Genomic DNA, 14199 nt, shown 5'->3' with positions numbered 1-14199 from the left:
TCCGGTGCTGATGTCTAAAGTCACCTCTGCACACAATTCAAACCAGGCTCATGTCGTCTGTGATAAATTTTTTGATGGCCAGCCAAAACTTAGAACTCATCAGATCAAACATATTGATGATTATGAAATTATTTTGCCAGAGTGGTTAAAAAATTGCATTAAAAATATTCCGCCTGGTATTGGGGCAAGTTGCCCAAGAGATTCTGAAGCACTTTTAGTTGCAGCTTTTGATCTTGCATTTCAAATGCATAAAGGCCAATACAGAAAAAGCGGTGAACCTTACATAATCCATCCAGTTGCAGTAGCTGACTTACTAAGAGAGATAGGTGCAAGCGCTAGTGTCATTGCAGCTGGTTTTTTACATGACGTCGTCGAAGATACAAACATAACTCCAGAACAACTGGAGGGGTATTTTGGTACTGAAGTTAGATATCTAGTTGAAGGTGTAACTAAATTAGGCGGAATCCATTTTAATAATCGGACAGAAGCTCAAGCAGAAAACCTGCGTAAAATGTTTCTAGCTATGGCTAGCGATATTCGAGTTGTACTTGTGAAGCTTGCAGATAGGCTTCACAATATGAGAACTATTAGTTACTTAGAAAAAGAGAAACAAATTCGAATAGCCAAAGAAACGAGAGAAATTTATGCTCCTCTCGCAAACCGTTTAGGAATAGGACGCTTCAAATGGGAACTAGAGGACCTAGCATTTAAACTTTTAGAACCAGATCCTTTCCGAGAAATTCAACAACAAATAGCTAGTAAACGTAGTGAAAGAGAAGAGAGGTTAAATACAACTGTTCAATTACTAAAAGATCGCTTGAACTCAGCAGGACTTAGCCAATGTGAAGTGAGTGGGAGGCCAAAGCATTTATATGGAATATGGAGCAAAATGCAAAGACAACGAAAAGAATTTCATGAAATTTTTGATGTTGCTGCTCTTAGGATTCTTGTCTCAGATGTCGAGACATGTTATCGAGCTCTCGCTGTTGTCCATGACACTTTCAGACCAATACCTGGTCGATTTAAAGACTATATAGGCCTACCAAAACCAAATGGCTATCAATCACTACATACAGCTGTAATTGTCAGGCACAGACCTATTGAAGTACAAATCAGGACTCCAGAAATGCATAGGGTTTCAGAATTTGGAATTGCAGCCCACTGGAAGTATAAAGAAGGAGGATCTCCTGCTAATCCTGATTCTGAAAAATTTAATTGGTTACGCCAATTAGTCGAATGGCAACAAGAAGATGGGGTTAATGATTATAATGACTATCTTGCATCAATTAAAGAGGATTTATTTGATGAAGAAGTATTTGTTTTTACTCCAAAAGGAGATGTTTTGGGGTTAAGGAAGGGATCAACCGCAATCGATTTTGCTTATCGTATACACTCTGAAGTAGGAAATCATTGCAATGGTGCTAGAATCAATGATCGTCTTTGCGTGTTATCAACACCTCTTGAAAATGGAGATTTCGTTGAGATCCTCACTCACAAAAGCTCTCATCCAAGCTTGGATTGGTTAAACTACGTAGCAACACCCACAGCTAGAAATCGCATTCGACAATGGTATAAGAAAAGTCATCGTCAAGAAACAATATTAAGAGGGAAGGAACTATTAGAGCAAGAGTTTGGTCGTAAAGGAATTGATAATTTGCTGAAAAGTGAAGCAATAACAAAAGTTGCCGAGAGATGTAACCTAAAATCTACGGAAGATTTATTAGCTGCACTTGGATTTGGGGCATTAACCCTACATCAAGTAGTTAATAGATTTAGAGAAGAGATAAAAATACAAAATCAGCTGCCTGAGACTGAATTAAGCGTTATCGAGCTAGCGAACCAAATTGGGTCACAAGTAAATCTGGCTTCGAATAAATCAAAAATATCTACAACAAAGTATTCACCAATAGTTGGATTAGAAGGACTTGACTATCGACTCGGGGGGTGTTGCAGCCCTTTACCAGGAGAATCAATACTTGGAACAGTTGCACTTGGTAATCATGGAATCACGGTACATCGAACTAATTGTGTCAATATACAATCCATACCTAACGATAGAAGACTATCAGTTAAATGGAATAGCAATACACATATCAAAGAAGAAAAATTTCCTATTCAATTAAGAATTGAAGTTATTGACAGAGTCGGAGTACTTAAAGACATATTAATGAGACTTTCTGATAGAGGTATTAATGTAATCGATGCAAGAGTTAAAACATCTCATGGTAAACCTGCATGCATAGACCTTAGAGTTGAACTGGAAAGCGTTAATCAATTAGAAATTACTATCAATCAAATACGTTCAATGGTTGACGTCTTAGATATCGCAAGGACAGGAATTAATTAACTTTTAAAATAATCCGAAAGATTAAATAAATAAATGATATCTAATACATAAATTTAAATTTTATTAGAAAGTTTTTTGAGTAAAAAATATAGACACAGGCCACCAACTATTCCAGTCAAAAGACCAATACATAACGAGCCCATTATCAGTCGAGAACTCAAGTACCAACCTTGAGACCACAACTCATTAGTAGTTATATAGCTAAAATCTACTATATTTTTATCTTTATTGAGTATTACAGAGCCCAGTCTATAATTAAAATAATAAAGAGGAACATAAGTAAATGGGTTGCTAATCCAAGTTCCAACAGCAGCCAAAATACTATTTCCCTTGAAGATTTTTGCTAAGAACACACCCATCAAGGTTTGTAAACCAAAGAATGGAAAGCAACCACTAAATATCCCCACCCCAAATCCTAATGCTCTCTGAGAGGGAGAACCTTCCTGATTCCAGAGCCAAGAGATAAATTTACGAATTCTTTGTATTAGATTTAGGATGATTTTTTTCATATTTAAAAAATCCTAGTCCAAAAAAGAAACCTAGATTTGATCTTAGTGAAGCTTGCGTGATTATTGATTAATGAATTTGTTTTCCCCTACTGAAGATACTATTGCTGCAATTGCAACTGCCGTTTCTCCCGGCCAAGGAAGTATCGCTGTTATTAGGATCTCTGGGTCCTCAGCCATTGAGATAACTAAAACAATTGTTCATATTCCTGGAACGCATGATTGGAGCACTCATAAGGTGCTTTATGGACATGTAACCGAAGCAAATCAAACAAAATTTATCGATGAAGTATTAATACTAATAATGAAAGGACCGCGAAGCTTTACAGGTGAAGATGTAGTAGAAATTCAGTGCCATGGTGGAATCATTGCAGTCCAGAAGATCCTTGAAAGAATACTGGATATCCCAAGTGTTCGGAGAGCAGAACCTGGTGAGTTTAGTCAACGAGCAGTGCTGAATGGTCGTCTCAGCCTGACTCAAGCAGAATCAATTAGTGAGCTAGTATCAGCAAGAAGTCGAAAAGCAGCAGAACTCGCGATTAATGGAATTGAAGGAAATATTCAAACCACTATTCAATCCATCAGGAAGCGATTGGTTGAGCAACTAACTGAAATTGAAGCAAGAATAGATTTTGAGGAAGATCTTCCAACTTTAGATGAAACAAAGGTAAAAAATAAAATTCTCGCAATCCAAAAAGATCTTAACGAACTAATTGATAATGCTAAAAGAGGCTCTTGGGTTCGTTCTGGCTTAAAAGTTGCACTGACCGGTAAACCTAATGTAGGGAAAAGCTCCTTACTTAATAGGCTTTCCAAGCAAGAAAAAGCCATTGTGACTGACCTACCTGGAACTACTAGAGACCTTTTGGAAAGTGAGATTGTTTTAGAGGGAATACCAGTAACTTTTATTGATACAGCAGGTCTAAGAGAAACTACAAATATCATCGAAAAAATTGGTATTGCCAGGACTAAAAAAACTTTATTTCAAGCTGATCTGATCGTATTAATCTTTGATTATTCAAAAGATTGGAATAGCGAGGATGAATCAATACTAAAACAATTACCCATAAATATTCCTCTCTTGATTGTAGGCAATAAATCTGATTTAAAGAATAATAAATCTTTTGAAAAAGTTCCAAAATATATATTAGAAAAAGAAAATCTAATTATTATGAGTGCAAAAACCGGAAATGGAGAAGAAGATCTAATTAATTACCTACTAAAAATATGTGGTTCGTCTCAAGCGCATGGATTGGATATTGCTCTAAATGAAAGACAACTTGATCTGGCCAAGTCAACTTTGGAATCCCTAGAAAATATTAATAAAGTTTTTGATGAAAAGCTACCATGGGATTTCTGGACGATCGATTTAAGACAAGCTATTAATTATTTAGGAGAACTAACAGGAGAGGATTTAACAGAAAGCTTACTTGATAATATATTTTCAAAATTCTGTATTGGTAAATAATCAAGCATTTTTATCGTCTAGTTATTGTCGATTGTAAAAATATAATATAAGTAATAGCAAACTCCTCCAATCAATAAAGCAACCATAATATTCACGCTATGAACTACGTCCACTTGATCCACGCATTTGAGAATAAGCTAATTAAAGCATGTGAAGAACATATCACAAAGGAAAAATATAAAAAAATTTCTATTTTCTTAAATGTGTTTAAGACAACGATAAGTAGATGAAATTAAAAAAATAGAAAAAAATATTTTTTCTAAATGCTTTCATGATTGGTATAGTAATGAATGTATTTGTTGTATTGTGGATCTTCGCTCACCAAAGCTACATAAAATATTAGATACCTGGATTGAGGAAGATCTTGGTGATGGAGACCTTACAAGATTTGTCCTCAACGACAGCAGCAGTGCATCAGCTCATTGGATTGCAAAAGAGGATGGCACTTTTTGTGGTGGAGATCTCGTCAAACTAATATTTAAAAAAATTGATCCCCAGGTTGATATTCAACTTCTATTAGAGGATGGTCAAAAGTTTGAAAAGAATCAAAAACTCCTAGAATTAAAAGGGTCATCTTCTTCCTTAGTAGCAGGAGAGCGAGTAACTCTTAATGTAGCCATGCATCTTTCTGGTATTGCTACATCGACAGCTTTACTGGTAACTAAACTATCAGGATCCAATGTAAAGTTAGCAGACACACGTAAAACGACTCCAGGTCTAAGAATATTCGAAAAATATGCTTTTCATTGTGGTGGCGGAATTAATCATAGACTTGGATTAGATGATGCTGCCATGTTGAAAGAGAATCATATTGAATGGTCTCAGGGGATTAGCGAGAGTATCAAAATCTTAAAAAGTAGTCTTCCATGGACAAAAAAAATAATAGTCGAAGCTGAAACTCCCTCCCAAGCAAAAGAAGCTGTGGAAGCAGGCGCTGATGGTATTTTACTTGATGAAATGTCTATTCATACTATAGAGAAATTAGTTCCAGAATTACGTCAACTTTCAAAAACTAGTAATTCCAAATACGTCTCACAAAATATTGTTATTGAAGTTTCTGGAATAAACCCAAATAATTTGTCTGACTATATTTTCACAGGTATTGATCTAATATCAACTAGTGCTCCAATGACTAAAAGCAAATGGATAGATTTCAGTATGCGCTTTGACTAAAAAATGAATAAACAGTTTTCTGGCGACATCCTAAAAACAAAAAAATCTTAAAAGTATCTACCTAACCAAAACATCATGCTTGAAATATCCACCAGATTAGAAGAAGCCCTTAATAGAGCTTTAATCAAAGTATTCCCAAAAGAGGATCGCAGTTTAAAAACTTCTTCGATACTTACAGGTTCTAATTTCGTCCCCGCATCCAAGCCGGAATTTGGAGATTTTCAGATAAATTGTGCATTGTCACTGGCAAAAGAACTAAAACAACCTCCTCGTAAAATTGCACAACAAATAGCTGATCAACTACAAAAAGATAATGATTTCGTTCAAATATGCAATCCACCACTCATTGCTGGTCCAGGTTTCATAAACCTATCTATAAATTCAAAAACACTTATATCGGAAATCCATTTTCGTCTAAATGATAAAAGATTGGGCGTGCCTCTAAAAAAATTCAGTAGTGAAAAAATAGAAGCGGGAAAAAACAATAACCGCGTGATTATTGATTTTTCCAGTCCAAATATTGCTAAAGAAATGCATGTTGGGCACTTACGATCAACAATTATTGGAGACTCATTAGCACGTGTTCTTGAATTCTGCGGTTATGAAGTCTTACGACTCAATCATGTGGGGGATTGGGGGACACAATTTGGCATGCTCATCACTCATCTGAAAGAGGTTGTACCAGAGGCACTCCATACAAAAGATGTAGTGGAAATAAGCGATCTCGTGAATTTCTATCGTCAAGCAAAAAAAAGGTTTGATGAAGATCAAATCTTTCAAAATAAAGCTAGAAATGAGGTTGTTAATTTACAAGCAGGTAACCAAGAAAGTCTAATTGCGTGGCAATTACTCTGCAGACAATCCAGAAAAGAGTTTCAAAAGATCTACGATCGACTTGATATCAAGCTGACTGAAAGAGGTGAATCCTTTTATAACAAATTTTTAGTAGATGTTATTAATGATTTAAAAAATAAAAATTTACTAATAAATGATCAAGGGGCTCAATGTATTTTCCTTGATGGAGTAGTAGGAAAAGACGGGAAACCTCAACCAACAATTATTCAAAAAAGTGACGGAGGTTTTAATTATACAACCACTGATTTGGCAGCGATTAAATATAGATTAACTATTCCTCCTCTTGGAGATGGGGCTTTCCGGTTGATTTATGTCACAGATGCTGGGCAAGCTTCACATTTCTCTGGAGTTTTTCAAATTGCAAAGCTTGCAAATTGGATTCCTCCAGAGTGTCAAATTGAGCATGTCCCCTTTGGTCTTGTTCAAGGAGAAGATGGTAAAAAGTTAAAAACTCGATCAGGAGAAACAATTAGATTAGTAGATCTTCTGGATGAAGCAATTCAACGAGCAAGAGAAGATCTTAAAGATCGTCTCAACACTGAAAGCAGATCTGAAAATGAAAGTTTTATAGATAAAGTTTCTACGACTGTCGGGATTGCAGCCATCAAGTATGCGGATCTAAGTCAAAATAGAGTTTCTAATTACCAATTTAGTTTTGATAAAATGCTCTCTTTGCAGGGGAATACAGCACCATATTTACTTTATGCATTAGTACGAATAGCAGGAATAGCGCGCAATGGTGGGGATTTAAATGTATCAAGTCAGAATATTCAGTTCAATGAACCACAAGAATGGGCCTTGATTCGCAAGCTATTACAACTTGATTGTATTATCTCTGAAGTCGAAAAAGAACTGCTTCCTAATCGCCTCTGCGGGTATTTATTTGAATTAAGTCAGATTTTTAACAGATTCTATGATCAAGTTCCTGTTTTAAAAGCAAGTGAACCTTCAAGAACCAGTAGACTTGCTTTATGCTCTATCACTGCAGATACACTTAAACTGGGAATGAGTTTGTTAGGCATCCCTACTCTGGAAAGAATGTAATGGAAAAAACAGAAAATTCATTTATTGATCTACCAAATCCCAGGAAAGATATCGAAGATTTACATCCATATTCTGCACCACTGGAAGGAAGACGAAATTTACTAAGACTAGACTTTAATGAAAACACCATTGGACCAAGCCCACTAGTAATTAAATCTCTCAGAGCAATAAGCAGAGATGAAATCTCTATTTATCCTGAATACTCAGGTTTAAAAGAAAAAGTAATAGAAACTCTCATCAAACAAAATTCAAGCGTGAATATTAACTCATCTGAAGTTGGTATTTTTAACGGAGTAGACGCAGCAATAAATGCTATTTTTCATGCCTATGGCGATTCTGACGATCTAATGTTAACAACATCGCCTACTTTTGGATATTATACTCCTTGTGCACAAATGCGAGGAATGAAAATCAACTCAATACCTTATGAGGGGAAAGATTTTCAATATCCATTTAATAGTATTTGTGAATTCATTGCACAAAATAATCCGAAAATTTTACTCATCTGCAACCCGAATAACCCCACTGGAACAAGATTAAGCCCAGAAAGAATTATAGAGATCACCAAACTTTCATCTAAAACACTAGTTGTTGTCGATGAACTTTACGAGGCATTTACAGGTGATAGTGTTCTGCCATTTGTGGACTTCCAAAATACACCTAATCTTGTTGTATTAAGATCGCTTTCTAAAACTGCTGGTTTGGCAAGTTTAAGAATTGGGTTTGCTATTGGTCATTCTAAAGTAATTAACATAGTAAATAGAGTCACTGGTCCCTATGACGTCAACAGCTTTGCTGTCATTGCTGCTTTTGCAGCACTTAAAGATCAATCCTATATTGATTCATATGTAAACGAAGTACTTGAGGCTCGTACTTGGATCAAAGATCAATTCGAGAAGTACCATGTTAAGCATCATATTGATGGAGGAAACTATTTTCTACTTTGGCCAAAATCAAACCCAAAACAAGTTGAGCAGAAGTTAAAGTCATCTGGAATTCTAATTAGAAATATGGATAAGAAAAAAAATTTAAAAGGCTCTATCAGAGTAAGCATTGGAACAATTGAGCAGATGAAAAGATTCTGGTCAGCTTTCAAGATTGTCGATGAAGTGTAGTTTAGATTATTTTCTAACGTCTATATAACTTTAGATTATCTAAGTAGCATCTGCTATATCCAAAAAATTAGAGAGTAACTTATGACCAGATTCGGTCAATACACTCTCAGGATGGAATTGCACCCCGTATATGTGCGGATAATCTTTATGAGTTATTCCCATGATTGTTTCATCCTCTAACCAGGCTATAACCTCTAAGCATTCTGGGAATCCCTCTCTCTCCGCAATTAAGCTATGGTATCTAGTTGCCACTAAGGGATTAGGCAAATCTTTAAATATTCCAGTACCTCTATGCAAAACATTAGATGTTTTACCATGCATTAATTCATTAGCTCTGATTATTTTTCCACCGAACGCTTGAGTAATAGCTTGATGACCAAGACAAACACCAAGAGTTGGTATTTCAATTGATAGCTCAGATAAAATATCCAGACAAACTCCAGATTGATTTGGATCTCCTGGACCAGGAGATAACAAAATCGCATCAGGATTTAAATCTTTAATCTCACTGATCGTCAGAGCATCATTGCGTTCGACTCTTACTTCTGATGCAATAGGATGCTGAGAAGCTAATTCGCCCAAATATTGAACGAGGTTATAAGTAAAACTGTCATAGTTGTCGATCACCAAAAACATAATTTTTAAGCCATTAAATTCCTAACTGTTTAAGTAATGGAGGAAATAATAATAAAACAGCAATCAGCACCGAACTGATTGAAGCTAATAAAACTGCCCCAGCTGAACAATCTTTAGCAATTTGAGCAAGAGGATGAAATCGTTTCCCAATGGCCAAATCAACAACAGATTCAATCGCTGTATTAAGCAATTCAACTACTAACACACTAGTGGCTGTAAGGGCCATTATGGCTAAATCACTTTTATTAAGGCCTAAAAAAAAGCTTAAGCTAAACGCACCCAATGCAAAACCAACATGAATCCGAAAATTTCTCTGGGTGGAGAAAGCATATCTTAAGCCTTTAGCTGCATAAAAAAAGCTAGTTGGTAAATCTTTAGCTATCTTCCACGATGATCTTTTATTGGATTTTTGAAGAGTTTTAGAAATGTCCCTAATTTCTCTCTCAGAGTCATTGGATATCTCAGGAACCATATTTGTGAAACTTCAACTCTTTATTTTAAAGAATACCTCTAATATCAAGAAGTTGCTCTTGAATTAAAAGCATTTTTTGAAGGCTCTCTTCATCACTATGGTCCCAACCCAAAAGGTGTAAGAGACCATGAGTAGCAAGCCATCTTAGTTCTCTAAATAAATCAGCGTTATTATCTTTGGCTTGCCTGATTGCTGTCGGGACTGAGATAACTATGTCACCCAATTCGATACATTCATTACTAACACCAAAAAATGTCTCATCAATTATGGGAAATGACAGCACATCTGTACTTTTTGATTGTCCGAGCCAGACATGATTCAAATCAAGAATTTTCTTATCATTAGTTAATTCCAACCCCAAGCTAAATTGAGACGCATTTAGGACTATTTCAGGACACTTAAATGCTGAATTTACTTGTATAAATCTAATCCAGCTTCCTATTTCCTCAATCCATTGACTTGGATTTTTCATCAACTCCAAAGACTCAGTGTTCACAAAGACATCTAAATCTTGAACCGGGAAGGGTGTAAAAGAAAGGTCAACATCCAATTTAGAAGAGCTAGTCAAAAAATTCTCCATACAGTTATTGAGGAATATGAGGTTTTCCAAGAACAGCAACTAAAAGAATAAATCCAAGGAAACCCAAAGCTGTTAACCCAAAGTGAGAGAGGCTTTGACTACCTTTGCGAACCATGTTTTTCATCGCAAGTTTGACAAAACTTGGGGGTGGAGTTGCTTTCTTGGTGACGTCATCAGAAATAATTTTATTATTCATATCCGGTTGATTTATGATTCTTCAATATTTTGCCTTAAAAGAGACTGAATAAAAATATCTATTTCCCCATTCATTACTGAATCTACATCTGTTGTCTCTTGTTCAGTGCGTAAATCTTTTACCATTTGATACGGATGAAAAACATAATTTCTAATTTGATTACCCCACGCAGCCTCAACAATATCCCCTCGAATATCTGCAATCTCTGCAGCCCTTTGCTCTAATGCTATTACCATCAATTTTGATTTTAGTAGAGACATTGCTTTGTCTTTATTTTGAAGCTGAGATCTTTCTTGTGTACATCGAACGGCAATACCTGTAGGCACATGAAGAATCCGAACTGCAGTCTCAACTTTATTTACATTCTGTCCTCCTGCACCACCTGAGCGACTTGTCGTGATTTCTAAATCTTTCTCAGGGATTTCAAGTTCAACCTCTTTATCAAGTTTAGGCATAACTTCAACTCCAGCAAAACTGGTTTGTCGCTTTCCATTTGCATTGAAAGGGGAAATTCTGACTAAACGATGGGTTCCTTTTTCATTTTGTAAAAAACCATATGCATATACACCTTCTATTTCGATGGTGACACTTTTGATTCCCGCTTCCTCTCCCTCAGAAAGTTCATTAATAATTACTTTCATACCATTGTTTTCAGCCCAACGGGTATACATCCGTAGAAGCATTTGAGCCCAATCTTGGGCATCAGTTCCTCCAGCACCAGCATTAATGGAGAGAACTGCACCCTCCTTATCATAGGTGCCACTCAAGAGACGCTCAATCTCCCAACGTTCAAGTTCTTGCTTCAATTTCTCAAGTCCATGTTGAGCCTCCGCAAGCATTTCTTCATCAGGGTCTAACTCATAAAGCTCTAAGGAAAGATTTGCGTCCTCAATAGCACCTCTCCATGTAATAAGTTTTTCTAACTCTGCTTTAACCTCATCAAGTTGACGCATCTGTTTTTGTGCATTTTTGGGATCGTTCCAAAATTCAGGTTGCGATGCAACTTGCTCTAAGTCCTTTTTTCTAGCTAGCAATGCAGGTTCGTCAAAGACAATCCTGGGCTTTACCCAGGCGAGAAGTCAATAAAGAAAGGTCTCTTTTAAAATCAGTCAGGTCTTGCAAACGAGGTAATAGAATTAATACATTAAAAGCTATCAGCATATCAACCCAAAAACTATAAATGAACAGATCAATTCACGATTCAGGTATCCCTACAGTGGAAATATACACTTGGAGATTTTGTCCATTTTGCCTACGTGCAAAAGCACTACTAAATGAAAAAGGAGTCCAGTTCAAAGAATATTCTATTGATGGAGACAATGATGCAAGAACAAAAATGTCTGAAAGAGCAGAAGGTCGCAGAACTGTTCCACAAATTTTTATTAATGGAGAAAGTATTGGAGGTTGCGACGAGCTCTACGAGCTTGAGAGCAATAACGAATTAAATGAACTGATTGGAATTAGAGATTGATTCATGAAGCAACTATTTGTTCTAGATCCAATTGAAAATATTAATCCCAACAAGGATTCATCAGCAGCACTTATGCAAGCCGCATCTAGAGCTGACATAGATGTTTGGATCTGTACTCCTTCTGACCTGCAAGCCCGAGGGGACGATGCATGGGTAGTTTCTAATAATGTCAATTGTGAACAATGGATCACTGTCCATTCATCTCAAAGCCTTCCTTTAAGAGATTTCTCATGCATTTGGATGCGCAAAGATCCACCTGTTGATGAGGCTTTTTTATATGCAACTCATTTATTAGAAGTTGCAGAAAGAGATGGTGTCAATGTAATTAATAAGCCTGCATCGCTGAGAGCGTGGAATGAAAAGTTAGGAGCTTTAAGGTTTAGTGATTTAATGGCTCCCACTCTTGTGGCGAGTCGAGTGGAGCAATTAATTACATTTGCAAAAGAGTACGGAGAGGTTGTTTTGAAGCCTCTTGGAGGGAAAGGTGGACAAGGAGTTATACGAATTGCAAAGGATGCTCCAGGCTTAGAGGCATTACTCGAACTGGTTACATCACAGGAACATTTGCCAGTGATGATGCAACAATTTTTACCAGAAGTAATAAATGGCGATAAAAGAATACTTTTGGTTAATGGAGAGCCATTAGGTGCAATAAATAGACGTCCAAAAAAAGGAGACTTCAGAAGCAACCTCGCTTTAGGTGGAAAAGCTGAGATAACTGAATTAACTCCTAAAGAAGTAGAGATATGTGATCAAATAAAACCTGCGTTACAAGATGAAGGGCTCTTTTTTGTTGGTATAGATGTTATTGGAGGCATGCTAAGTGAGATTAATGTTACAAGTCCAACTGGTATTAGAGAAGTAGAAAACCTAATGAATGTTCCATTAGCAGATCAAGTGATTAATTATCTTATAGATCATTTGAACAATTAACCCTATCTAAGTTTAATTGATTTCTTAAAACTTCAAATTTCAAAGCCACCTCTTGCATTTCCCCCTCCACAGTTGAGCCTTTTACGAGACCAGCACCAGCAAACAATTTAAGTTCATAGCCTCTTACATGTCCGTAACGAATGGCCACCCTAAATTCTGAATTTTGATTTTTATCTATCCATCCAATTGGAGAAGCATATGTTTGACGATCAAATGGTTCCAAAGCTCTCAACCAACTCAAAGATTTAATCAAAGGCAATCCAGCGACTGCAGGAGTTGGATGAAGAGCTTCAACCAAGTCAAGAGGAGATTTTTCTTTGACACACGCTTGAATAAGCGTATGCAAATGAATTAAATGGCCTTGAGTAATTAATTTTGGTTGAGGGGAATGAATTGCCTTAATACCTTTTATTAAAAGTTGTTCGATAATCGAGTTAACTACAAAATAGTGTTCTCTTAAATCTTTAGAAGATGCAAGTAATTCTTTTCCATCATCACCCTTTTTTGCAGTACCAGCCAAAGCATCGATTAGTAATTGATTGTCATTGAGACTTATCAATCTCTCAGGCGATGCACCAAAAAATGACTCATCATGATTTTTTTGCCATAGGAATCGACAACTATTAGTTTGCTGAACTCTTAGGCGAGCAAGTAAGTTCAGCGGATCTAATGGTTCTCTGAGGGAAAGGCGTTGACTCGTAGCCAATACAAGCTTATCCAAATCACCTCCATTGATTAATTCGATCCCTTTAGCTAACGCATCTCGATATTGAGATTTCCAATCATTAGAAAAATTATCTACTAAGAAATTTTCTTTTACATCATGGAACATTCGGACTGGTGATCTATTTATCTTTTCTCGAATTGACCATAATCTTTCTACGGATTCACGAACATCTGAAGGGTTTAGGGCAACTGAATTTAAACGTAACCATGTCAATCCATCTTTTGCAGTTAATTGCCACTTAGGCAAAACAGCCTGCAGGGAAAATTTATCATCTATTGATTTTTCATTACTCTTGATTTGATCAAAAAAAGAAAATGAAAATAGAATCCTTGATGCTGAAAATACTGGACTTGGAGAAGTATCTATCAATCGAGTAAAAATCTCATCACTAAACCTTTGTGCATTTTCAAACCTCTTTGGTCCAGATAAATCCAAAGATTGGCAATGTCCTCCGGCAGAAATGCACAATCCGGGAAATAAATCCCAAAGAAATTTAAACTGATGTTTTTCAGCAATTAAAGGTAATGTCGTTAAAGGGTCTGCTTGACTTACAGGAACAGAAATGCTCAAGATACATTCTTCAACTTTTCGTTCACTCCATTTGCGAAGAGAACTAACTAAAAGCTCACTAAAGACAGGTTCTAAATTCATAACCAATTAGAGCCTTTAGACATAA

General features: G+C 36.2%; 14 protein-coding genes. 7 read left to right on the top strand and 7 right to left on the bottom strand.

The features are described from left to right. Positions 1–10 precede the first annotated feature (10 nt). Complete coding sequence (locus SIB53_RS05040; protein ID WP_413677205.1) at positions 11–2347, top strand: RelA/SpoT family protein; 2337 nt, start codon at positions 11–13, stop codon at positions 2345–2347. A gap of 53 nt (positions 2348–2400) precedes the next feature. On the opposite strand, the gene SIB53_RS05035 is transcribed toward SIB53_RS05040, so the two are convergent. Beyond that, positions 2401–2856 carry a DUF2062 domain-containing protein gene (locus SIB53_RS05035; RefSeq protein ID WP_413677204.1) on the bottom strand — a complete coding sequence of 152 codons (456 nt, stop codon included), beginning with the start codon at positions 2854–2856 and terminating at the stop codon, positions 2401–2403. Between the two features lie 70 nt (positions 2857–2926). Here SIB53_RS05035 and mnmE point away from each other — a divergent pair, with 70 nt between their 5' ends. The 4 genes from mnmE to SIB53_RS05015 all read left to right on the top strand — a co-directional run bounded on the left by mnmE (position 2927) and on the right by SIB53_RS05015 (position 8508). Further along, positions 2927–4321 carry a tRNA uridine-5-carboxymethylaminomethyl(34) synthesis GTPase MnmE gene (gene mnmE, locus SIB53_RS05030; protein ID WP_413677203.1) on the top strand — a complete coding sequence of 465 codons (1395 nt, stop codon included), beginning with the start codon at positions 2927–2929 and terminating at the stop codon, positions 4319–4321. Positions 4322–4627: 306 nt separating this feature from the next. Continuing rightward, positions 4628–5494, top strand: a complete 867-nt coding sequence (nadC, locus tag SIB53_RS05025) for a carboxylating nicotinate-nucleotide diphosphorylase (protein WP_413677202.1) — start codon at positions 4628–4630, stop codon at positions 5492–5494. Between the two features lie 75 nt (positions 5495–5569). Beyond that, positions 5570–7393 (top strand): arginine--tRNA ligase, encoded by a 1824-nt coding sequence (gene argS, locus SIB53_RS05020; RefSeq protein WP_413679093.1) that lies wholly within the window; start codon positions 5570–5572, stop codon positions 7391–7393. Next, a complete protein-coding gene (locus tag SIB53_RS05015) occupies positions 7393–8508 on the top strand; it encodes a pyridoxal phosphate-dependent aminotransferase (protein ID WP_413679092.1) in 1116 nt (371 codons plus the stop codon). The genes argS and SIB53_RS05015 overlap by 1 nt, the downstream gene beginning before the upstream one ends. 39 nt (positions 8509–8547) lie before the next feature. Here SIB53_RS05015 and SIB53_RS05010 read toward each other — a convergent pair whose 3' ends face one another. From SIB53_RS05010 to prfB, 5 genes are all read right to left on the bottom strand, one after another. Beyond that, positions 8548–9144, bottom strand: coding sequence for an anthranilate synthase component II (locus SIB53_RS05010; RefSeq protein WP_269624159.1), 597 nt, complete (start codon positions 9142–9144; stop codon positions 8548–8550). Between the two features lie 13 nt (positions 9145–9157). Beyond that, on the bottom strand, positions 9158–9616 hold the full coding sequence (locus SIB53_RS05005; RefSeq protein WP_413679091.1) for a diacylglycerol kinase family protein: 459 nt from the start codon (positions 9614–9616) through the stop codon (positions 9158–9160). A gap of 25 nt (positions 9617–9641) precedes the next feature. After that, positions 9642–10184 carry an rRNA maturation RNase YbeY gene (gene ybeY, locus SIB53_RS05000; RefSeq protein ID WP_413679090.1) on the bottom strand — a complete coding sequence of 181 codons (543 nt, stop codon included), beginning with the start codon at positions 10182–10184 and terminating at the stop codon, positions 9642–9644. 16 nt (positions 10185–10200) lie between these two features. Then, positions 10201–10392 carry a DUF3285 domain-containing protein gene (locus SIB53_RS04995; protein ID WP_011294182.1) on the bottom strand — a complete coding sequence of 64 codons (192 nt, stop codon included), beginning with the start codon at positions 10390–10392 and terminating at the stop codon, positions 10201–10203. An 11-nt stretch (positions 10393–10403) separates the two neighbouring features. Beyond that, a protein-coding gene (gene prfB, locus SIB53_RS04990) for a peptide chain release factor 2 (RefSeq protein ID WP_413679118.1) occupies positions 10404–11514 on the bottom strand; the annotation gives its coding sequence in 2 pieces (ribosomal slippage) (positions 10404–11438 and positions 11440–11514; 1110 coding nt in all). A gap of 58 nt (positions 11515–11572) precedes the next feature. Here prfB and grxC point away from each other — a divergent pair. After that, positions 11573–11863, top strand: coding sequence for a glutaredoxin 3 (grxC, locus tag SIB53_RS04985; protein WP_413679089.1), 291 nt, complete (start codon positions 11573–11575; stop codon positions 11861–11863). Positions 11864–11866: 3 nt separating this feature from the next. Then, a complete protein-coding gene (gene gshB / locus SIB53_RS04980) occupies positions 11867–12796 on the top strand; it encodes a glutathione synthase (protein ID WP_413679088.1) in 930 nt (309 codons plus the stop codon). On the opposite strand, the gene SIB53_RS04975 is transcribed toward gshB, so the two are convergent. Next, positions 12774–14174: an isochorismate synthase gene (locus SIB53_RS04975; protein ID WP_413679087.1), complete on the bottom strand. Its 1401-nt coding sequence runs from the start codon at positions 14172–14174 to the stop codon at positions 12774–12776. The genes gshB and SIB53_RS04975 overlap by 23 nt on opposite strands. Between the last annotated feature and the right edge of the window lie 25 nt (positions 14175–14199).

It is taken from the genome of Prochlorococcus sp. MIT 0916 (assembly GCF_047305155.1).
Lineage (GTDB): Bacteria > Cyanobacteriota > Cyanobacteriia > PCC-6307 > Cyanobiaceae > Prochlorococcus_B.
The sequence above is the reverse complement of the archived record's forward strand: the minus strand, read 5'-3'. Positions and strand labels throughout refer to the sequence as shown.

Bases quoted from the DNA above. Each gene is read 5' to 3' on its own strand.
- SIB53_RS05040 (WP_413677205.1), top strand. From the start codon at position 11: ATGTCTAAAGTCACCTCTGCACACAATTCAAACCAGGCTCATGTCGTC.
- SIB53_RS05035 (WP_413677204.1), bottom strand. From the start codon at position 2,856: ATGAAAAAAATCATCCTAAATCTAATACAAAGAATTCGTAAATTTATC.
- mnmE (WP_413677203.1), top strand. From the start codon at position 2,927: ATGAATTTGTTTTCCCCTACTGAAGATACTATTGCTGCAATTGCAACT.
- argS (WP_413679093.1), top strand. From the start codon at position 5,570: ATGCTTGAAATATCCACCAGATTAGAAGAAGCCCTTAATAGAGCTTTA.
- SIB53_RS05015 (WP_413679092.1), top strand. From the start codon at position 7,393: ATGGAAAAAACAGAAAATTCATTTATTGATCTACCAAATCCCAGGAAA.
- SIB53_RS05010 (WP_269624159.1), bottom strand. From the start codon at position 9,144: ATGTTTTTGGTGATCGACAACTATGACAGTTTTACTTATAACCTCGTT.
- SIB53_RS05005 (WP_413679091.1), bottom strand. From the start codon at position 9,616: ATGGTTCCTGAGATATCCAATGACTCTGAGAGAGAAATTAGGGACATT.
- SIB53_RS04995 (WP_011294182.1), bottom strand. From the start codon at position 10,392: ATGAATAATAAAATTATTTCTGATGACGTCACCAAGAAAGCAACTCCA.
- grxC (WP_413679089.1), top strand. From the start codon at position 11,573: ATGAACAGATCAATTCACGATTCAGGTATCCCTACAGTGGAAATATAC.
- gshB (WP_413679088.1), top strand. From the start codon at position 11,867: ATGAAGCAACTATTTGTTCTAGATCCAATTGAAAATATTAATCCCAAC.
- SIB53_RS04975 (WP_413679087.1), bottom strand. From the start codon at position 14,174: ATGAATTTAGAACCTGTCTTTAGTGAGCTTTTAGTTAGTTCTCTTCGC.